Annotated in this window: 16 protein-coding genes; 14 read left to right on the plus strand and 2 right to left on the minus strand. The window is 44.3% G+C overall.

Going from position 1 to position 21,388, the window contains the following annotated elements; all coding sequences use genetic code 11:
- Window positions 1-644: 644 nt before the first annotated feature.
- The 8 genes from BCV39_RS17875 (at window position 645) to BCV39_RS17910 (ending at window position 13,029) form a co-directional block, all read left to right on the plus strand.
- Window positions 645-1,772, plus strand: coding sequence for a hypothetical protein (locus tag BCV39_RS17875; RefSeq protein WP_102431558.1), 1,128 nt, complete (start codon window positions 645-647; stop codon window positions 1,770-1,772).
- A gap of 63 nt (window positions 1,773-1,835) precedes the next feature.
- Window positions 1,836-5,528, plus strand: coding sequence for an RHS repeat protein (locus BCV39_RS17880; protein ID WP_102431530.1), 3,693 nt, complete (start codon window positions 1,836-1,838; stop codon window positions 5,526-5,528).
- Window positions 5,518-6,648 (plus strand): RHS repeat-associated core domain-containing protein, encoded by a 1,131-nt coding sequence (locus BCV39_RS17885; RefSeq protein WP_102431531.1) that lies wholly within the window; start codon window positions 5,518-5,520, stop codon window positions 6,646-6,648. The genes BCV39_RS17880 and BCV39_RS17885 overlap by 11 nt, the downstream gene beginning before the upstream one ends.
- A gap of 277 nt (window positions 6,649-6,925) precedes the next feature.
- The gene (locus BCV39_RS17890; RefSeq protein ID WP_102431532.1) at window positions 6,926-8,365 is read left to right on the plus strand and encodes a 6-phospho-beta-glucosidase; all 1,440 of its coding nucleotides are present in this window, start codon (window positions 6,926-6,928) and stop codon (window positions 8,363-8,365) included.
- A gap of 92 nt (window positions 8,366-8,457) precedes the next feature.
- Entirely contained in the window at window positions 8,458-9,456 is a 999-nt protein-coding gene (locus tag BCV39_RS17895) for a LacI family DNA-binding transcriptional regulator (RefSeq protein ID WP_102431533.1), read from the plus strand.
- 202 nt (window positions 9,457-9,658) lie between these two features.
- The gene (locus tag BCV39_RS17900; RefSeq protein ID WP_102431534.1) at window positions 9,659-10,219 is read left to right on the plus strand and encodes a sugar O-acetyltransferase; all 561 of its coding nucleotides are present in this window, start codon (window positions 9,659-9,661) and stop codon (window positions 10,217-10,219) included.
- Between the two features lie 214 nt (window positions 10,220-10,433).
- Window positions 10,434-11,582: an S-(hydroxymethyl)glutathione dehydrogenase/class III alcohol dehydrogenase gene (locus BCV39_RS17905; protein WP_102431535.1), complete on the plus strand. Its 1,149-nt coding sequence runs from the start codon at window positions 10,434-10,436 to the stop codon at window positions 11,580-11,582.
- 166 nt (window positions 11,583-11,748) lie between these two features.
- A complete protein-coding gene (locus BCV39_RS17910; protein WP_102431536.1) occupies window positions 11,749-13,029 on the plus strand; it encodes a dicarboxylate/amino acid:cation symporter in 1,281 nt (426 codons plus the stop codon).
- A 118-nt stretch (window positions 13,030-13,147) separates the two neighbouring features.
- Here BCV39_RS17910 and BCV39_RS17915 read toward each other — a convergent pair whose 3' ends face one another.
- Complete coding sequence (locus BCV39_RS17915) at window positions 13,148-13,714, minus strand: dihydrofolate reductase family protein (protein ID WP_102431537.1); 567 nt, start codon at window positions 13,712-13,714, stop codon at window positions 13,148-13,150.
- A gap of 61 nt (window positions 13,715-13,775) precedes the next feature.
- On the opposite strand from BCV39_RS17915, the gene BCV39_RS17920 reads away from it, so the two are divergent.
- Together BCV39_RS17920 and BCV39_RS17925 are read left to right on the plus strand one after the other, a co-directional pair.
- Window positions 13,776-14,345 carry a TetR/AcrR family transcriptional regulator gene (locus tag BCV39_RS17920; RefSeq protein ID WP_102431538.1) on the plus strand — a complete coding sequence of 190 codons (570 nt, stop codon included), beginning with the start codon at window positions 13,776-13,778 and terminating at the stop codon, window positions 14,343-14,345.
- Between the two features lie 205 nt (window positions 14,346-14,550).
- Window positions 14,551-16,083: a phospholipase D family protein gene (locus BCV39_RS17925; protein ID WP_102431539.1), complete on the plus strand. Its 1,533-nt coding sequence runs from the start codon at window positions 14,551-14,553 to the stop codon at window positions 16,081-16,083.
- Window positions 16,084-16,171: 88 nt separating this feature from the next.
- Here the strand turns inward: BCV39_RS17925 and nfsA are convergent, their stop codons facing one another.
- Complete coding sequence (nfsA, locus tag BCV39_RS17930; protein WP_102431540.1) at window positions 16,172-16,894, minus strand: oxygen-insensitive NADPH nitroreductase; 723 nt, start codon at window positions 16,892-16,894, stop codon at window positions 16,172-16,174.
- A gap of 279 nt (window positions 16,895-17,173) precedes the next feature.
- On the opposite strand from nfsA, the gene BCV39_RS17935 reads away from it, so the two are divergent.
- From BCV39_RS17935 to BCV39_RS17950, 4 genes are all read left to right on the plus strand, one after another.
- Entirely contained in the window at window positions 17,174-18,418 is a 1,245-nt protein-coding gene (locus tag BCV39_RS17935) for an NADH:flavin oxidoreductase/NADH oxidase family protein (protein WP_102431541.1), read from the plus strand.
- Between the two features lie 153 nt (window positions 18,419-18,571).
- The gene (locus BCV39_RS17940) at window positions 18,572-19,555 is read left to right on the plus strand and encodes an HAD family hydrolase (protein WP_102431559.1); all 984 of its coding nucleotides are present in this window, start codon (window positions 18,572-18,574) and stop codon (window positions 19,553-19,555) included.
- A 160-nt stretch (window positions 19,556-19,715) separates the two neighbouring features.
- Window positions 19,716-20,411, plus strand: a complete 696-nt coding sequence (locus BCV39_RS17945) for an aspartate/glutamate racemase family protein (RefSeq protein ID WP_102431542.1) — start codon at window positions 19,716-19,718, stop codon at window positions 20,409-20,411.
- Between the two features lie 665 nt (window positions 20,412-21,076).
- A complete protein-coding gene (locus BCV39_RS17950) occupies window positions 21,077-21,313 on the plus strand; it encodes a YdcH family protein (RefSeq protein ID WP_012600119.1) in 237 nt (78 codons plus the stop codon).
- The last annotated feature ends 75 nt before the right edge of the window (window positions 21,314-21,388 follow it).

Below are 21,388 nucleotides of genomic sequence, written 5' to 3' on the forward strand. Positions count from 1 at the left end.
AAAACATAAAAATCTCGGTTAATAAATGAACATGTTCGTAATTCCACGGCAACTTTCATATTTTGACGTAATTAACGAGCTGGGTAAATTCTGAGGGAATAAGCTGAATCATGAATATTACCACTTTATTGATAAGGGTAATTGTCTCGAATAGTTCTTGTTAATATAAAAACAATGTAAAATCAGTGATAGTATTGACAGTAAGGTAGTGTAACGATGCGAGTCACGACAAATAAATATGCTATTTTTACAAAAAAATAATTAAATTTATATTATTAGCGTGGTTGATAAATGAATAATCTTGATTTGATGTTGCATTTGTCAATTTAAGTGTTTGTTTATGTTTGGTATTGTTGTTCATTTTTTTCTGTTATGTGGTAGGTGTCATGAATGCTGGCTGATTTTACATTGATTAAGTTATTAATTAAGTTTGTGTTGGCTGTTTAATAATTAAATAGCGTGTAAGCAATAGTTATCAGAATGGATAATGCCACTTGTAATAGTTGATAATATAAATTCAAAAATAAGGTGAAGACCTTAGGATGAGTTTAATTATCAAAAAATCGTCATATACAGTGATAACGTTGTCTGTTCTTTAATTTTCTTAATAAATAATATGTAAGGTCAACACTATGAAGTTGTCGATAAATAAGTCATTGTTAATAGCAATGTCAGCGTGTGTTTTTTCTAATGTAAGTGTTGCTGCAATTAATGGCGACTATCATGTGGTAGATGATGACCTAACGGCTGATCATAACGAAAGCAACGGTGTGCCGATGCCTTTTTATGCTAACGGGAGAATGCAGTCCAAACTCAGTGTTTCTGTTTCTTTTGCGGATAGCTACGGCAGACCAGTGACCGTATCTAAGAGTGACTTAGAGGGAGCGATATCTTTTTACCTAAAGAATAGTGGGCAGGAGTTAGGTAAAGATAAAGACTGCAGTTACGGAAGCGGTTGTTGGGGATACACGTTGAATCCAAATGACTACTCTCACCAAATGGGCAGCAGTTACGGTTACTCGAAAACCCTTCCTACGTCTCGTGTTTCAGCAAGTGATACTAAATTAACCGCTTGGGTGTATAGCAACGAAGTCGCTCAATATCGTGAAGTGTGTATGAAGGTTAAGTTCGATGCCGGAAGCCAGTATGACAACAATTACTACGATAGCTGTGCCTTCCCGAATGAAAGCAGTGCGTTCTACCAAAGCGTGCAGCCTAAGTCTTACAGCGCTGCTGATTTTTCTGAGCTTGGAGAAGGTGAGTTGGTGTGGGAAGAAGCCAACGCCGACGGGTTCTATTTTGATAAAGCAGAGATGCGTAACTTTTATGTGACGCCGAAAGATACGTCCGTTCAACTGGTTCAGGTTGCTATGGATAACTTTGACGAGTCGGATAGCGATAAAGTGTTCCTAAACGATGAATGGTTGGGCTGCTACTCAGATTGCCCAGACGATAATCGCTCTGTGAAAGGCTATATATTTGTTCCAGGTTCAGAGCGCAATGTCTCTGACGAGTATGTTTGGAATAGTGCTGCTGGTGAAGGCCGAACTGCTGTGTGGCGTGTTAACCAACAGCTAAGATCAGTGACTCTTAGCAAGCTGTTATATTCGAACAACGGAACGTCAAACAACGATTCGCAAAAAGAGTACCGATTTACTGTATTCGACCAATACGGTAACAAGGGACCATTGAAGCTTATTTATCCTCAAAGTGAATTTACTGGTGGTGGTCAGAAGTGGGATTACACCCGTTGGACCCTAGTTAGCCAATAACACTCGAACAAAACAGAGTTAGCTCAAGCATTTGAGCTAACTCATCCACTTTAGGGGAAATTTATGTCTAATTGGACTTCAAATGCTTTTAACTTTGATAGTTTTTGTTCGGGCGGTGTAGACCAAAGGACCAGAAGCTACTCATACCAAATCTTACTTGGCTCTCTTATTGGTAACTGGCTCAAGGGACCAAACCTCGATATCTCCATTCAATTCTCACCATACTCAGCAGATAACCTTGGTTTTGGTAAAGGCTGGAAGTTAAATCTTCCGAGATACGATATTGAAAATAAACAACTCTATCTAGCCAACGGGCAATCTTATCGCGCTGAATTAAATGCCAATCTAGAAATGAGTATTCGTTACAAAAAGTTGCTCGATTTTTCGGTATCGTCTAGCGCGAATGGTTACGAAATTACTTATAAAAATGGCCGTACTGATATTTTAGATAAAGATGGTGACATCATTAAGGTACTCCAAAGCAATGGGCATGCCCTCTATTTCTCTTGGCTCAATGTTGGCGGCAAGAAACGCTTGGACAAAATTTGGGACGATAGAACAAACAAGCAAACAGCGCTGCTGTGGATTGAATATGTGAGCACAGGTCGCGTCAATATTTTTACCAATCTTGGCAGTACCCACGAGGCCTTTTTTGGTCTTACGCTAAATAACAGTAAGCTGGTTAAGTGTGACTTACCTGAGCGCGCTGGTAGCTATAGCTTTGGTTATCTAAACATTGGTACATACACGCTAATTGAGAAAGTGGTTCATCCTTGTGGTTTAACGGAAAGTCTGCGATACAAAGCTAATGGCATTCGAATTAATTCGATGACCTATTTGCCTGCGGTGACTTCTCATGATGTACTGACTCTCAACTCTCCTGTCATCACGACGACCTATGACAGTATTGGTACCGATAGTCGTAATTTTATGGGGTACGGATCGCCCGGTGGAGAATTGAGCGAAGGGCTTGATAATTTGCTGGAGCGCGGCAGAGAGTACAGCTATCGCGTACAAAAAATTGAAAATGGCTCTATTGTCACGGCTCAAACCTACAATCAATTCCACTTGCTTGTTGAAGAAGCTCGACACGTCGATGGCAACCTGGTTCATTTGAAAAGGTTGGATTACCCCGCCCTTGATAATCAAGAGTTCTCCGCTCAACCCGCTCAGTACTCATTGATCAGTAAAGAGGAGCAGGTTTGGCTTTCTGGAGCGGATAGCCAAGCTCAAAATAGATTCTGGGACTATGACGAATACGGCAACATGCTCAGGTTTGTCGACGAGAATAGTATTACAGAACACTATGAATACTACGCTAAAAATGGAGAAGCGGGCTGTCCTGCATCACCAACGGGCATGGTTAATTTCGTTAAATCCCGCACGTTAGACAATGGCTCTGAACAAAGAGTGATTGCTTACCAGTATGCTTCTCTAGAGGGGTTAAATGGTCAGCGAGACGTAGTGCTGAGCCTAGAAGAAGATACACAACGTTACCAAACTCATTACGCTTATCAAACTGATACTAGTGATACCTATTCATTTAGCCGACTGGCTTCGGTACAAAATGACATTCTTCACCCTAACGGTGTCTATTCTGCTACTTCACGTTATCAGTATGCATTGGATAATGATGTTCTTGAGGAACACGAAGAACTGACTTGTCATGATAATACGAAAACCAATCTTGTTGTTGGTCACTACCTTGATATTGGTGAGTTAGCACGACATGTTGACTCTGACGGTGTCAGCTGTTCATTTGCTTATGACACGCTTCGAAGAACCACCGAAGAGCGAATTGAAGGAAGTGCTTCCCGTTCGTACCAATACATTGTTGATACTGGCTTGAGCCGACAAACTCTGCTGTTAACTGACTGCAAAGGTAACTTGTGTGAGCAGAGCTGGGATGGTCAAGGGCGAGAATTAGAAGCCAAGGTTGGAAGTTCAGTCGTATGGACCAAAATGTACGATGCGTTTGGCAGGCTGCAAAGCAAGAGTACCTATGATGTGCTGCCCGATCGAAACTCCAGATCAGCGCCTGTAGTGTTAACTGAGAGCTATGAATACGATGATTGGGGGCAGGTTAAATCGACACTGCTTGCGAACGGAAAACGTCGCGTTGAATTTAACAACCTTGCATCGCGTAAGAAAACTCAGGGTATTGAAGGCTTAACCATGACGGTGAGCTCTCTAAACACTTGGGGCCTTGAAGATAAAAAAGAGCAAGGGATCCATAGCTGGAATTATGAGTATGACTCGTGGGGAAGGCTGATCAAAGAAACCAACCCGCTTGCTCAATCTAAGCACTACCATTACGACCGTTTTGATCGCGTGATTCGCATGACTCAAGCGAACGGTGTCGATCACGACATCAACTATGCTGAGCATACCGATCAGTCACAGGTTGTAGACCTGAAGATTGGTGGGACAACGGTGGGACAACGTGACATTGATGGCTTAGGGCGTCAGCGATCACTACGACGCGGTGCGAGTACTCAAGCGGCGCTGAGTTGGTCCTACTCAGACAGCAGTAATATTCCTGAAACTGAAACTAGCTTGTCAGCGCCAGTGCGTAAGTTTACTCGCGATAGTCAATTGGGTGTATTGAGTGCCAAGTCGTCTGATGGGCAGGTTGCTAACTATAGTCATGACCCAATATCCGGCTTGCAAACCGGGAGTCAAGATAGTGAAGGCAATCAAAGTACCATCACCTATTCGTCGAAGGGGTTGCCTGAAGTTGAGGTAAATGATGGACAGATTCGTTACTACAGCTATTCGGATGGCGGGATTATCGCTGCCGTTGATAGCGACACGGATACTCGACAGTATGGTTATGATGAACTAGGACGCTTGGTGAAGCTGAGCTCAAACTCGACAACGGTTTATTACGAGTATGACGAGTTTGATCGTGTGATTGTCGAAACCTTGGTGTCTGGTAATCAAACTCAAATCACCGAGCTTGATTGGGATGAGTACAGCCGTGAAGTGAATCGTGCTGTTGCCTTGAACAACCATTATATCTTTGAGCAATCACAAGAATATAACGCGCTAGGTATGCTCGAATCTCGTACCAAAGAGTGTGCGACATTAGGCAACCTGACAGAAAGCTATACCTATGACGAGCTTGCTCAGCTTACTAAGGTCGAATTCTTTGGGGCTGGACCTTTGAGTGATTGGGGACAGCCAATGACTTCAATTGAATGGAGCTATGACGAGCTGGGTAACATGTTGACTCAGCGTACATTGACGGCTGAATCTGAAAATTTCGCTCGTTATTTTTACGAGTCGGATGACCCTAGTCGGTTGACCAGTATTACTCACTCTCATCCAAAACTTGATAGCCAAATATCAATCGAGTACGACTTGAATGGCAACATGACTCAAGATGCGGACGGTCGAGTGCTTGAGTATGACAACTTTGACCGCCTGCAGCGTGTGTTTGCCGACAATACCGAATGGTTATACCACTATGACAGCAACGACCGACTCTCGGCTCAGCAGTCTTCTTCGGAATCTCGTCACTTTAGTTATCTGTGGGGTGATCTCTCAGCAATAGAAGAAAATGGCAAACTGACTCAGTATGTCTATCACGAAGGGGTCCCAATATGGTCAGAGTCAGGTTCGGATACAAACCTGTTAGCGACCGATCAAAATGGATCTGTCGTTGCCTCTAATACTTCAGGAAAAACGGGCTCAACGTACCGTTACTCTCCATATGGACAACGTGAGCAAGCGGGGAATGCAAATGAAGAATAAAGACTCGGTATTTATTACCCCACTTAATCGCCGTCAGTTTCTGATTAAAATTGGTCAAACAGCGGCAGTGGCTGGTGGCATATCCTTGCTACCGACTTCAGTTCGTTTGGCGATGGCGCAGTCGATGACAATCTCTCATTCAGACATTGGCTTCAATGGTGAGTGGCTAGACCCCGTGTTGCAAGGTTATCACTTAGGACAAGGCTATCGTGTTTACCAACCTAAGCTGATGCGTTTCAATGCCCCCGACAGTTTGGCGCCTTTTAATGAGGGTGTTCATAATGCTTATGTGTATTGTCACAATGATCCTATTAATTTCACTGACCCAAGTGGGCACCTGAACATCAGCAAGATTTTGTTTGGTGCTTTTGGTGTACTTGCTGGGATAGTTGGTATTGCATTGGCGGCACCTACTGGTGGATCAAGCTTGATGTTGGCGGCTGGTATCATCGGTGGTATTGCTGGGATGACCAGTGGCGCATTGCAAATCGCATCTGGCGTTATCGATGATGGGGACATTTCCCGTAAACTCGATATAGCGACGATTCCGTTCGATATTATTGGTGTGGTGAGTGGCGGATATTCGGCCTATAAGTCGGTTCAGAATCTGCGTTGGGTAAGAGCTGGTGGTGCTTTGGAAGATGTGACACAGCCAGGCCTTGGCTCTCGCTTAATGAATAAAATCAGGCCTTCGAGTGAGTACAATGTGGCATGGGCGAGTAAAACGAACCCGGCCATGCGCATAGGAAGCTCTGAGGGACGGGTGATAGCGACCAGAATGACTCAGGGCGGCAAGACGATGACGTACACGCCACCTCCGATTCATGGTGGTTACACAAAGATCCTCCTTGGGCAAGTCAAGGTTGGTGCACGTGGCTATACCATCTATCAAGGTATAATGACGGCGCGCTCGATTGGCAGTTTGGGCTGGTCTACGGTCAAAACGATACCTGGGCGCTTGGATCAGGAAAAGTCATCAGCGGATAATATGGTAACTGAAGGCAGAAGTGCTAATCCTGCTGCTAAGAAGACCCAAATGTACGCACTCGAAGAGACCAGACAGCGCATAAAATATGGTAATGAAGTACAGCAAATGATCCGTCAATTGCCATTGTCTTAGCCAGCTCTACTTTTTCTTGAACAATGTAAAGCCAGCCCAACCTTAGTTGAGCTGGTTTTTTTGTATTTAGTATTGGCGTTTTTGAACGTTAGCTGTAAATCATGAGCACTTCCCTTAGATTCACTTTGTGATCAAAAAAAGATCAAAAACAGTTGTTGAAACCGGTTTCAATGTGTATCTTTATTGCATCTTGAAATCGGTTTCAGAGTTGCAGCTTTTAAGTTTGTTACCTTAAACCTATCTATTTTCTAGCGAATAACTTGTAGCGAGTGATGGTATGAACAACGAATTTCCAAACGATTTTTTATGGGGTGGCGCGGTTGCGGCGCATCAGCTAGAAGGCGGCTGGGATGCGAATGGTAAAGGTGTGAGTGTGGTCGATGTGTTAACGGCAGGTGCTCATGGAGTACAACGTCGAATCACCGATGGTGTAATCGATGGTGAAAACTACCCAAACCAAGTGGCGGTTGATTTCTACCATCGCTACAAAGAAGACATTAAGTTATTTGCTGAGATGGGCTTTAAGTGTTTCCGTACTAGTATCGCGTGGACGCGTATTTTCCCGAATGGTGATGAAGCCGAGCCATGTGAAGCGGGCTTAAAATTTTATGATGCCCTGTTTGATGAGCTCCTGAAATACGATATTCAGCCAGTAGTTACGCTGAGCCACTTTGAAATGCCTTACCATCTAGCGAAAGAATACGGTGGCTGGATGAATCGTAAAGTGATCGATTTCTTCGTTAAGTACTCAACCACGGTGATGGAGCGTTACCAGCACAAAGTGAAATACTGGATGACGTTTAACGAGATCAACAACCAAATGAATACCTCGGCAGATATCTTCGGTTGGTTGTGCTCTGGCGTGAAGTTCCCACAGTGCGAAAAACCGCAAGAAGCGATGTACCAAGCGGTTCACCACCAGTTTGTTGCAAGCGCATTGGTAGTTAAGAAAGGTCATGAGATCAACCCAGATCTTCAGATCGGTGCAATGTGTGCGATGGTGCCTTTCTACCCTCGTTCTTCAAAGCCAGAAGACATCATGGTGGCGCAGCAAGCGATGCGTGATCGTTACTTCTTCTCTGATGTCATGGTTCGTGGTCACTACCCAAGTTACGCCAAGCGTGATTGGGCTATTAAAGGCTTCAATATTGAAATGCAGCCAGAAGATGAGCAGATCCTAAAAGAAGGTAAGGCCGATTACTTAGGCTTTAGCTACTACATGTCGAATACATTGGATTCGTCTTCTCACCAATCGACAGAAGAAGCGATGGACGGCGGTCATGAAAACTCGGTCGATAACCCGTTTATCAAGTCGAGCGATTGGGGCTGGCCAATTGATCCAACAGGTTTGCGTTTCTGTTTAGCGTCTCTGTATGAACGTTATGAAGTGCCATTGTTTATCGTTGAGAACGGTTTTGGCGCTGTTGATACCATTGAAGAAGATAGCAGCATTAATGACGATTACCGCATAGCTTACCTTGGCGACCACATCAAAGAGATGAAAAAAGCCGTTGTGATTGATGGTGTTGATTTGATGGGTTATACCCCTTGGGGCTGTATCGATTTAGTGTCGTTCACCACGGGCGAGATGAAAAAACGCTACGGATTCATTTACGTAGATAAGCACAACGATCAATCTGGCTCACTAGAACGCAAACGCAAGAAGTCGTTCGAGTGGTATAAAGGCGTGATTGCATCTAACGGTGCCACTATTTAGAATGCCTGCAATTGAGCGGCAGCGTGCGTTGTCGTTTCACGGATACAATTAGCTGGCTTAGGTCGGCTAATTTTTTATAGAAGGGTAAGTGAATGGTCACAATGCTTGATGTCGCGAACCGCGCTGGCGTATCTAAATCGACGGTTTCTCGTGTCTTAAACGGCAAGAATATCGTGCGCGCGGATGTGGTGAAAAAGGTATTTGATGCGATTCAAGAAACGGGCTATCGACCAAACTTGTTAGCTCAGCAATTGGCGACCAAGAAGACCAACTTCATCGGCTTTGTTATCACCAATGAGTTGTTCAACGGCCCTTACTTTTCTTCCTTGATATACCACGCGGCTTCATACAGTGAAAAGTCGAATCACCAATTGGTGATCACCGATGGTAAACACAGTGCTGAAGATGAGCGAAAAGCGATCAACTTCCTACTCGATATGAAATGCGCGGGCATCATCATCTATCCGCAATGTTTAACGGAAATCGAGATAGCGCAGATCATCGATAGCACCGATACTCCGATTCTGGTGCTTAACCGCGAAATGCCTTCGAAGCCTGAGCACGCGATCACCACCGATCATTATCAAAGTGCTTGTTTGATGGTTGAACACATTATTGAACAGGGCCATACAGATATTGCGGTCATTCGTGGTAAAGCTAGTTCATCGACCGATGAACAGCGTTTTAAAGCCTATCAAGATGTACTAACCAAGCACGGTGTTGCACTAGATGAAACCAAAGTCGTTCAGGGCGATTGGACGATGGAAAGTGGTTACCGTGCCGCGCAAGCTTTGGTGGAAAGCAAAGCAAGTTTTACTGCAATTCTTTCTGAAAACGATGACATGGCGATTGGTGCGATTAAGGCGTTAACTGAGCTGGGATATTCATTACCTCAAGATATTTCTATCGTCGGCTTTGATAATAGCAAAGTGGGCGAGTTCCTCACACCAAGCTTAACCTCTGTGAGCGTTCCATTAGAGCAAATGACGCAAAAAGCGATCCTGCAAATTGTCGGTGAAACAGAGCAAGCGACCACCATCAATACCACTGGCAGTTTGGTGTTACGTGATTCGATAGCGAAGCTAAATTAGCATCGTTCGAATTTCATATTTCACCTACAAAAAGTGACGAGCTGCGCATCTCTTCAACCAAGCTCAAACACTCCTTATTCACTGTTATTTAGATGTGCGATATTGCGTTTTTGGTCGATGAATTGACCACCATTAGTTAAGTAATGTGAAACTAGATAAGTAATATGAAAATAGCTAAGTGACGTGAGAACAGGTAAGTAACGTGAAAACAGAAAAACAAAAAATGCTAGCAGGCGAACCTTATCAAGCTTGGGATAAAGAGCTTTATTCAGCTCGTATCGAGTGTCGTAAGGTACTTCAAAAACTCAACAATAGTATTCCTGACACACCTGAGTGGGAAGCGGCAACGCAAGAGCTGATTCCGGGCTGTGAAAATGCACATTTAGAACCTCCATTTCGCTGTGATTACGGCTCGAATATTAAGTTAGGTAAGAACTTCTACGCTAACTTTAACTGCGTGATTTTGGATGTAGCTGAAGTGACTATTGGTGACAATGTGTTGCTTGGTCCGAACGTTCAAATTCTTACCGCAGGTCATCCACTCGATGTGAAAGGCCGTGTAGAAGAAGGCGTCGAATTTGGCACACCGATTAACGTTGGTGACAATGTTTGGTTAGGTGGTGGTGTGATCATCTGCCCTGGCGTGACCATTGGCGAAAACAGCGTGATTGGCGCGGGCAGTGTGGTAATTAAAGACATCCCAGCCAATGTGGTTGCAGTAGGCAACCCGTGTAAGGTTCTGAAAGCGATCGATAACGCTTAAGCCCACTGAAGACTATCATCACCTGTATTAGAGTTACGCTCCATGCGTAGGTGATGAATTTGACCTCTACCTCTTATTATTACTAGTGTGTAATAATCATTTCCAAAAATAGGGGATTATCAATAATGCTATCCCTACCTATACTAGCCCCAACAAAACGAGAGAGCGATAACAAACAAGCTCAACGTTGACTGACTAATATAGGAAATATCACATGACTATCGAAATTAAACCTGGTCAAACTCATATCCAATCTAAAGCTATGGTCGCTTGGAAAGCGGGTGAGCCTCTAAAACGTGAAACGGTTGATGTTGAACTGCCAAAGGCTGGCGAAGTGCTTGTTCGTATCGTAGCTACTGGTGTTTGTCACACTGATGCATTCACATTATCAGGTGACGATCCAGAAGGCATCTTCCCTTCTATCCTTGGTCACGAGGGTGGCGGTATCGTTGAAATGATCGGCGAAGGCGTAACAAGCGTTGAAGTTGGCGACCACGTTATCCCACTTTACACCGCTGAGTGTGGCGAGTGTAAATTCTGTAAGTCTGGTAAAACTAACCTTTGCCAAGCGGTTCGTGAAACTCAAGGTAAAGGCCTAATGCCTGATGGCACAAGCCGTTTCTCTATCAACGGTGAGCCAATCTTCCACTACATGGGGTGTTCTACTTTCTCTGAATACACAGTACTTCCAGAAATATCATTAGCGAAAGTAAACAAAGAAGCACCTCTTGAAGAAGTTTGTCTTCTAGGTTGTGGCGTTACAACGGGTATGGGCGCAGTACTTAACACAGCGAAAGTTGAAAAAGGCGACACAGTTGCTGTATTCGGCCTAGGCGGTATCGGTCTATCTGCAATCATCGGTGCTCGTATGGCTGGTGCAAGCAAAATCATCGGTGTTGATATCAACGAGAGCAAATTCGAGCTAGCGAAACAACTTGGCGCGACCGATTGCATCAACCCAATGAACTACGACAAGCCAATCCAAGACGTTATTGTTGAGATGACAGACGGTGGTGTTGATTACTCATTCGAGTGTATCGGTAACGTAAACGTGATGCGTCAAGCACTAGAGTGCTGCCACAAAGGTTGGGGTGAATCGGTTGTGATTGGTGTTGCTGGCGTAGGCCAAGAGATCTCAACTCGTCCGTTCCAACTAGTAACAGGTCGTGTATGGCGTGGTTCAGCTTTCGGTGGTGTTAAAGGCCGCTCTGAGCTTCCAGAAATCGTAAACCGTTACATGGCAGGTGAGTTCGGACTACAAGAGTTCATCACTCACACAATGGGTCTTGAAGACGTAAACGAAGCATTCGAATTAATGCACAAAGGCGAGTCTATCCGTACTGTTCTACACATGGATAAATAGCCTTAAATCTTAAACCTCATCTGGTTTTCATAAAGTCCGTTAGATTGAATCTCTAACGGACTTTATTTTTTCCTAGGCACACTTTACCAAGGAATATTTTTATTAAAGGTTGTTCCCTTTAATAAAGGTATCTGAATTGTCCTACAGGGTTACTGGAATTGTCCTTATGTTGACTAAACTTCGCCACTCTTTACCTCTTCAGTTAATGTTAGCTGCTTTGCTTGCATGGCTTTTTGCACAACTTATTGCTTCAACCTCTGGCATTACCCAAACGGGGTGGTATCAGTTCTTAATGCTTGGCAAAACTACTTATATCGGCTTGCTAAAAATGGTCGTTGGCTTGGTAGTTTTATTCTCGCTATTGCAAGGTATAACAAGCATTGGTTCGATAACTCGATTGAAGCAAATTGGCCGAAATACCGTACTTTTCTATAGCTTCACGACGCTGATAGCCATCTCTTTGGGCTTGGGGGCTTCACTATTGTTGCCTGCTTGGGAACCTTTAACCAGCGTTGCTGCGATTGGAGACGATGTTCAGCTTATCAGCGAAGATGCGGCAGGAGGAGCTGCTATTGCCAGCAAGCTGTTTAGCATGGCATTAGTGAACCCGGTAGCGGCATTAACCAATGGTAACTTGCTCGCGATTGTTGTGTTCTCATTCATGTTGGGTATTGCTCTGCTTTCTTCATTGCCAGAAAAACACCCGATTTTTGAGGTGCTTCATGGCTTGAACAAGAGCATCAATACCATTGTTGGTTGGATAATTCGTTTAGCTCCACTAGCGGTTTTCGCCATTGTCCTCGATTTTACCATTCGTGGTGGTGAGTCACTGTTTGAGCAATTGGCACTGTTTGCTTTGCTCGTGTTTGTGCTGACTCTGATCCACGGAGCGATTGTCTTGCCGACTATTGCGAAGGTGATGACTGGGATTCGTCTTAGCACACTATTCAAAGGTATCTCGGCACCGATGGCGATGGCGTTCGCAACGTCATCAAGCTCCGCTACATTGCCTTTGGCGATGAAGAGTGCAGAAGAAAAGCTCGGTGTATCGCAAAGTACGAGTAGCATGGTGTTGCCACTTGGTGCAGTGATGAACATGGATGGTACGGCACTCTTCGAAGGGGTTGCTGCGATCTTCTTGGCTCAACTGTTTGGTGTGGATCTCACTACTTCTGGCTTGGTGATGATCTTCATTATGGCGATGGTCTCTTCTGTGGGAGCTCCGGGCATGCCATCTGGGTCTATGTCTGGCATGCAGCTGGTGTTATTGGCTGCTGGTATACCACTGGAAGCGATCGCGATTCTGCTCATAATTGAACGCCCGTTAGATACATTCCGTACGGCGGTAAACGTAGAAGGTGACATGATTGCTGCACTGGTCGTGGATAAATGGCAGAAACAACAAACAACAGTATCTGAGCCTGCACTGAGCGAGTCAGTAGTTTAGAGAATATCAAGTTCAATGAAAAAGCCCGTTCAGGTGTTCTGAACGGGCTTTTGTTGTTTGTTAATGTGTGCAGTCATTCAGTGTTGATCGGTACATAACCTTTATGCGAACAACAGATTTAACACTTACGTAAGTAGTGAGTAGTGACGATCTCATCAAGGTAAGTCGTGACGTTTTTGAGCGTAAAGTCGAGAGGAGAGACTAAGTTACCAAATAGCGGAGATCCGCCACCAAGAACAACGGGAATCGTCGAGATGATCAGTTCATCAATCAGGTCTTCTTTCAGGAAGTTTTGAATGGTCACACCGCCATCAATATACAGGTTGTTAAAGCCTTTACCGTTCAGCTCTTCGATGATCTGAGTGAGCTCACCCTTTATCAAGAACACTTTTCCTTCAACCTCTTTAGGTACTTCCGTCAACGTGTTACTCAATACATAAACAGGTTTTGTGTAAGGCCAATCAATACCGAAGCTCAGCACCATATCCATTGTGTTTCGGCCCATTACCAAAGCATCAATACGATCGATATGGGCGTTGTACCCCATGTCATCACCCTCTGGATTTGGGATGGCTTGTAGCCAATCTAGACCACCATTTTTGTCTGCAATGTAACCATCAAGACTCGCACCGATAAAGACAATATTTGACATTGTTAACTCCGAAATTGAACAGAAACTTGGCATTTACGCTGTATTAAATTAAAATATTCTACAGTGTAGAAATATAAGTTTAAGAGGTGGTGTTATGACTGTCAAGGATCAAAAGCGAGGTCGACCAAAGAGTGGATCAAGCCAACTAAGTGCCGAAAAGATCTTAGATACGGCAAAGTGCATGATGCGGGAAGGTGGTAAAGTGCCGAGTATCAGAGGGTTAGCCACAGAGCTCGGCGTCGATGCGATGGCGATATACCATTACTTCAAAAACAAAAATGATCTATTGGAGTCGATCACTGTTTCATTAGTAGGTGAAGTGGCACAGCCTGAGAAAAACCAAGTGTGGCAAGAGAACCTTTATCAGCTTAGTGTGAGTTACTTGTCGGTATTGAATGACTACCGTGGGTTGCTAGAAACTCTACTAACGATGAAATCGCTTGGGCCTGTTGAGATGTTTGGTAAACGCTTTGAAGCGGTGTTGAGTCCGCTGAACCTTACATCAGAACAAACCGAAGACGCCCTTCACTTGCTAGTGGACTATTTGCACGGTTATGCGCTTGCATTGAACTGTAACCCGGATAGAACAGAGATTACGGTTGAGATGGTAAGAAAGCCTTTAGGCCTTTATTGTTTGGCTATCGAACAGTTGAGATCGCAGTAATTTCAGAGCAAAGGTGAGGGTTTCAGGGCGCGGTTTAGCTATGTGCTGCTCTCGATGGAGTACTGATGTTTCATTTATAGTGGATAATTACCTATAAATTTCAGGCTTTAGCAGTAATAATCAATGAATAGACCTGAACAGCTTGTGAGTCGCAAAGCTGTAGGGACAGTTTCTAAGATGTCACCGTGAAAAGGAAGTCAGACACATGCCTGTGCTCCAACGCATCAGTTTAACCTTAATTTTAGTCGCTATTCTTGGTGGTTGTTCTTCATTGCCAGAAGGCATCGACCATCCTGTAGAACCGTATACCTCTTATGTACCAAGCACTCTGTCGGTTTTAGCGGATGAATATCAACCAGAAGCATCAGAGCAGGCGACTACCGCCGTTCGTTTACAAGAGTCTGGTTGGGATGCATTGGCACAGCGTTTGGCGTTGGTTGAAAGTGCAGAACACACCATCGATATTCAATATTACATCTGGAACTCTGACGAATCGGGCAGTTACCTAGCCAGCCGTTTATTGGCAGCAGCCGAGCGTGGTGTGAAGGTTCGAGTGATGTTGGATGATATCAACCTCAACGAACGTGAAGGTTTGTTGTCAGCACTGGATGCGCACCCTAACGTCGAGATTCGTATCTTCAACCCAACGCCAACACGCCGTGGTTTCAGTAAGTGGCTAAGCTTCCTTGGCGACTTTTCTCGATTAAATCGTCGCATGCACAATAAATCGTTTACCGTGGATGGCACTTTGTCTGTGGTTGGCGGGCGCAATATTGGTGATGAATACTTTGACCTTTCCGATGAGATTAACTTCCGAGATCGTGATGTATTGGTCATGGGCTCAGTCGTCACCACTATCCAAACTAGCTTTATCGAATACTGGAACAGCCGCTGGTCTTATCCAGTCGATATGTTAGGTGACGAAGAACAACCCGATATCTCAATCATTGAGAATATTGCTGCTCCGCATTATCAGAATTACCCAGAGCTACCATTAGATCGTGAAGCGGCAGACAGCCTGCTAAAAAAGGCACTTGGTGAGATGACTTGGGTTAACGCGAGTTTCGCTTATGACCGACCTGTTCCAGTTGACTCAGGTAATACCGATCAGCCGAAAGCGACCGCAGTTCTGTTAGGTCAGCTAGCCAGTGAATCGAAGAAAGAGATCTTGCTAGAATCGGCTTACCTAGTATTTGATGACGGCCAATTAGAAGAGTGGCAAGTGTTGAACAAAAGCGGCGTCGAGATAAAGGCTTTAACTAACTCAATGGCGTCTAATGATTTGGTGACTAATCATTCAGCTTATGCGGGCAGACGTTACGACATGTTGGAGCATGGCATCGACCTGTTTGAGTTAAAACCAGATTCCAAGCTGTGTGAAGCATCGACTCAAGACGTGACTAAATGTGCACCTGAGACAGCTTATGGTCTGCATGCTAAATCAGTGGTATTTGACCGCAGTATCGCAAGCATTGGCTCATTTAACTTCAATTTACGTTCTACCTACCTCAATACGGAATCGGTTTTGATCATCAAGAACAAAGGTATTGCTGAAACATTAGCGGACACTATTGAGCAAGCGATGAGTGAAGATAATAGCTGGCGCTTGGAACTGGAAGACGGTGATGTGTATTGGTATTCCGGTGAGCAAAGCTGGGACAGCGAACCTGAAACTGGCAAGTGGGAGAGAATGCAGTCTGGCTTTCTACAATTACTTCCGATAGAGAAATATCTGTAAGCTAGCGGCCTCCGGATTAATAAAATGTCAGCGTATCGTACGCTGACATTTTTGTTTGTGTTGCTGTTTGCTGCTATTTTTTAACGGCTTAGCGCTTGGTCAGCTGCTTGCTGTTCAAGTAAGGCAGAATATGCGGGCGAGATTCACCAGACAGCTTTTGCGTGATCTGCTGTGACCAGCTGCTTTGCTTTTGATTGCTTGAGCGGTTTGCGTAGTAGCTCTGCATTGAATCGTCGTAGCGAGCAATCTCATCTAGGCTCAGAGACTGGTATTGGTTTTCGTGCATCACCACATGCGCAGGAAGGCGAGGTTTAACCTCTGGTTGCTGCGCAGGGTGACCTAAGCACATCCCGAACAACACGGCGGTGTGTTGTGGTAGTTCTAACAGTTCATCGACTTGTTGTGCGCTGTTACGTAGGCCGCCAATGTACACGCCACCTAAACCAAGAGACTCAGCAGCCAGCATGCAGTTTTGCGCCATGATGCCTGAATCGACTGCGCCAATCAGTGTCAGTTCAGTAAAGTCGGTTTTCACCTCAGGGTTGATTTGAGCGTGGCGTTGGTAGTCGATACAGAACACCAAAAACTCAGCCGCGTTTTCAACATAAGCTTGATTGCCTGCGTATTCGGCTAGCAGTTTTCGCTTATCTTTATCTGTCACTCTGATGATAGAAACAGCCTGCAGTAAGCTTGATGATGACGCAGCGAGACCTGCCTGGACAATTAAATCGAGGTGCTCCTTCTCTATTGGTTGATCGGTATATTGACGAATGGAGCGGTGCCCCAGAATAGTTTCAATCGTGCTGTTCATAACTCTCAGACAGTCCTTGTGATGATGGTGTAGAGAATCACAATAACGACAATTACTATGAGCGTAAAGGGCGTTAGAGCCTTTCTGATTAGCGTAATGTTGTAGTGCTAGCTCCGATTTTTGAGCTCCTGTTGATAATTGATTCATGTCGGTTGTTATGCTGCTGGTTTTGATTGTTGAGCAGAAATTGCTTCGAAATAGGCGTTAAATGCTCAGAACTGTCAGATAAAATAGGGCATACTGGACTGAATATATAAACCAAAGAAAGTAACCACGCGCATGAATCCAATCTGCCTCAACGACCCTTTTTCTCTTCCTAATGGTCAAGTAATCAAAAATCGCCTGTTCAAATCGGCAATGAGTGAACAGCTAGGTGATAAACACCATAACCCTAAGCAAGGTTTGGTCACGCTTTACCTGCGTTGGGCTCAAGGAGGAATTGGTCTATCCATGACGGGCAACGTGATGGTCGATAGAGGTGCGCTTGGTGAACCTAAAAACGTTGTGTTAGATGAGCACAGTGACTTAACCGTATTTCGTGAGTGGGCGAGTGCCGGAACACAGAATGGTTCGCAGATATGGATGCAACTGAATCACCCAGGTAAGCAAATCCCTAAATTCTTATGTGATAGCCCGGTTGCGCCTTCGGCTATCTCTTTAGAGCGTGGATTAGAGAAGGGCTTCAATACGCCACGAGCTCTGACTGAAAAAGAAATAATCGCAATCATTGATAAATTTGCGCTGAGTGCAAAGCTTGCAAAACAAGCAGGCTTTACTGGCGTGCAGATTCACGGTGCTCATGGTTATCTTGTAAGTCAGTTTTTGTCTTCGAGACACAATCAACGCCAAGACAAATGGGGTGGCTCACTCGAAAACCGACTTCGTTTCGTGCTTGAGGTTTATCGCGCGATTCGAAAAGAGGTCGGTGACGATTTCCCTGTCGGGATTAAGCTCAACAGCGCCGACTTCATGAAAGGTGGCTTCACTGAAGAAGAGTCAATGCAAGTTGTGCAAACATTGAGTGATAACGGTATTGACCTGATTGAGATCTCCGGCGGCACCTATGAAAGTCCATCAATGATGGGTTCAAAGAATAAGGCTGAACCAATCAAGGCCAGCATGGTAAAGCGTGAAGCGTATTTTATGGATTACATGGTGAAGGCGAGAAAACTCGTCAGCACACCGCTGGTGGTCACGGGTGGTTTCCGAACCGCGCAAGCAATGAATGAAGCATTAAACACCTCGGCGACTGATTTTATTGGTATTGCACGCACAATGGCGGTTGATCCTGATTTTCCTAACAAGTTAATCGAAAACCCTAGCCACGGCATGCCGCTAACCGTGCCAACGACCGGAAAACCCGCATTAGACAAGGTGGCGATGGTTGGGTTGGTTTGGTATGAACATCAGATGTGGCGTATTGCCTCTGGCAAGAATGCCGACCCTAAACTAAGCGCACTCGGTGTGGTGTTAAAAACAATTCTCAGCGCCGGCTGGCACGCGTTCAAAAAGCGCAGAGCGTAAGCCGTAACGAACTAAAAAGCAGAACTCGTTGTGGCACTAATCTAACGGCAACATAAACAGCGGTTATAGTGTTCATAAGTGGAAAATCAGAGTAGACCAATTAGGATGAATTGAATTAAACCCTACAATTAATTCAATAACATGGTGGTTGCTATGAAGAAAATAACCCTTTTGTCAGTTGCGATTTTATTTAGCCTCTCTTTCTCATCTTTTGCTAAAGACTGCGACCCCAATTTGCTGCCTTCATGGAAGGATAGTGAGAGTAAATCCGCTATCGTGGATTTTGTTGGTCAAGCTACGAAAGCGGAGTCTGATATGTTCGTTGCGGCCCAAGATCGCATCGCTGTATTCGATAACGACGGTACGCTTTGGTCAGAAAAGCCTTATTACTTCCAGCTGGCCTTTGCGCTAGATCGTGTAAAAGAGATGGCGCCTGAACACCCTGAATGGAAAACGGAAGCACCGTTTAAGTTCGTGCTTGAAGATGACGTTAAGAGTGTTCTAGGAAGCGGCGAAGAAGGTTTATTGAAAATTATCATGGCGACGCACTCTGGTATGACAGTCGAACAATACCAAAAAGATGTTGAGCAATGGTTAGCCGCAGCGAAAGACGCTCGTTTCAACAAAGCCTATACCGATTTGACTTACCAACCAATGAAAGAGATGCTGACTTACCTTCAAGAGCATGACTTCAAGACTTACATCGTGTCGGGTGGCGGTGTTGACTTCATGAGAGTGTGGGCTCCTGAGGCTTACAATATCCCGTCAGAGCAGATCATCGGTAGCGCACTTAAATACAACTACAGCTATAACAACGGCAATCCGACCGTTACCAAAGATTCGTCCATTTTGACCATTGATGACAAAGCCGGAAAGGTCACCAATATTCAGCATATTATCGGTAAGAAACCTATTCTAGCGGTCGGTAACTCAGACGGTGACCAAGCTATGATGCAATGGGCAACCAGCCAACCCAACTCAATGGCGATGATTGTTCACCATACTGATGCTGAGCGAGAGTGGAAATATGATCGTGAGTCCCATGTGGGCAAGCTAGATAAAGCACTCGATGAAGCGAACTCTAGAGATGATTGGACGTTAATCGACATGAAATCCGATTGGTGTGAGGTGTATTAACCCTCATAGACTTTCAGATAAAACAACAAAGGATCGGATGGTTCATTCGAGCTTTTTTGCTAAATAGCGAAGGCTTCGTCTCATTTTCAGCAAGAACGTACTATAAATTTTTAACGCATGACGCTTTAATCGGGATAGTCAGAAATTAAAGGAATAAAAAATGAAAACGATCGGTTTGCTTGGTGGCATGAGTTGGGAATCGACCATGAGCTATTACAAATCCATTAACGAAGGTGTTAAAGCGACGCTGGGCGGGCTTAACTCTGCAAAGGTTTGTATGTACAGCGTGAACTTCAACGAGATTGAAAAGTTACAACACCAAGGCCGTTGGGCTGAGACGGCCGATATTTTAGCTGACGCGGCATTATCTGTTGAGAAAGGCGGCGCGGACTTCATTCTGATCTGTACCAATACCATGCATAAGGTTGTGCCTGAGATCGAAGAGAAGATCACGATTCCTATATTACATATCGCTGATACCACCGCGCAGAAGCTGCTTGAACAGAGCGTAAAGAAAGTCGGATTGCTCGGTACTGCTTTTACGATGGAACAAGATTTCTATAAAGGACGCCTGACTAACAAGTTCGGTATTGATGTTGTGATTCCAGATGAGAGTGACCGACAGAAAGTGCACAACATCATTTATCAAGAGCTGTGCCGAGGTGAAGTAAAAGAAGAATCTCGAGCCGTCTATCGTCAAATCATTGAGAAGCTAGGCCAACAAGGTGCAGAGGCCGTTATTCTGGGCTGTACTGAAATCGCCTTACTGATTCAGCAACAACATACTGATGCTCCTTTGTTTGATACTACAGCCATTCATGCAGAGGCGGCGGTGCGCTTGGCGACGAGTGATTAGCTTATAGCTCTTATTCTTAGCTCGATAACTGTCCTCTTTTTCACTCTTGTGCAATTTTTATTCATAGGAGTGAAAGTTTTTTGTACAAAAGCAGGTCTTTAATTAATGAAGCGATGCTTTATTCATTAACCAAGGCTTTATCGACAGGTAAGGCTTTAGTTAATAGCTGAGGTATCCGCGCTTTTAAGCACTATGCTTTAGTCATGACTAAAAGAGGAATTATTATGAAATGGCTTATCTTATCTGTAACGCTATTATTCGTGGCAGGATGCCAATCTACGGGGTCTGAATCACAGGTTGGTGATGATATGAATCGAGTACATTCGGGTGGTTGTAGTAGCTAACCCCAATTTATGTAGCAAAATTTGTTAGCTATCGTTTATAACAACGACCAGTCTAAGGCCTCACGATCAAGTGAGGTTTTGTTTTATTCAAAGGCTATAAAAAACAACTTGGTGATATGGCATATCGTCAGTGGCAGATTTTGTTATTGAGAAAAACTTCAATCCAATACCATAGCTTTGTGGTGGAAGGTTGTAAATTTGTTAATTTGAATTGTTTAAATTCTAGGCTGTGTACTGGATCTCATTTGTCATTTGAGTCCCTTGCTAAGGTAAATAATGAATGTGTAATACCAATCACTTTACTCAACTTAAGAGGTTTCTATGCTAGGTGAAAATCACTCTCTTGTTCACGAATTTCCTGAAATGAAAGACAAAATTGCTGAGCTTGCTAAAACTGACGATGGCTTTGCAGCAGATATGAAGACATACGACAACCTTGATAAAGAGATTCGTAAACTAGAGCTGAAAGATTCACCCATTGATGACGGCTCGATGCACCAACTAAAACATGATCGTTCTGAGCTTAAAGATTCACTGCATGCTCGCTTAATTGCCTAGCTAGCGGGTTATTTTGCTGAATAGCTAAATTAAATAGTTAGTTAGCGAATTGCAGATTGAGACAATAAAAACTCC

The sequence above is a fragment of the Vibrio sp. 10N.286.55.E10 genome (genome assembly GCF_002872555.1).
GTDB lineage: Bacteria > Pseudomonadota > Gammaproteobacteria > Enterobacterales > Vibrionaceae > Vibrio > Vibrio crassostreae.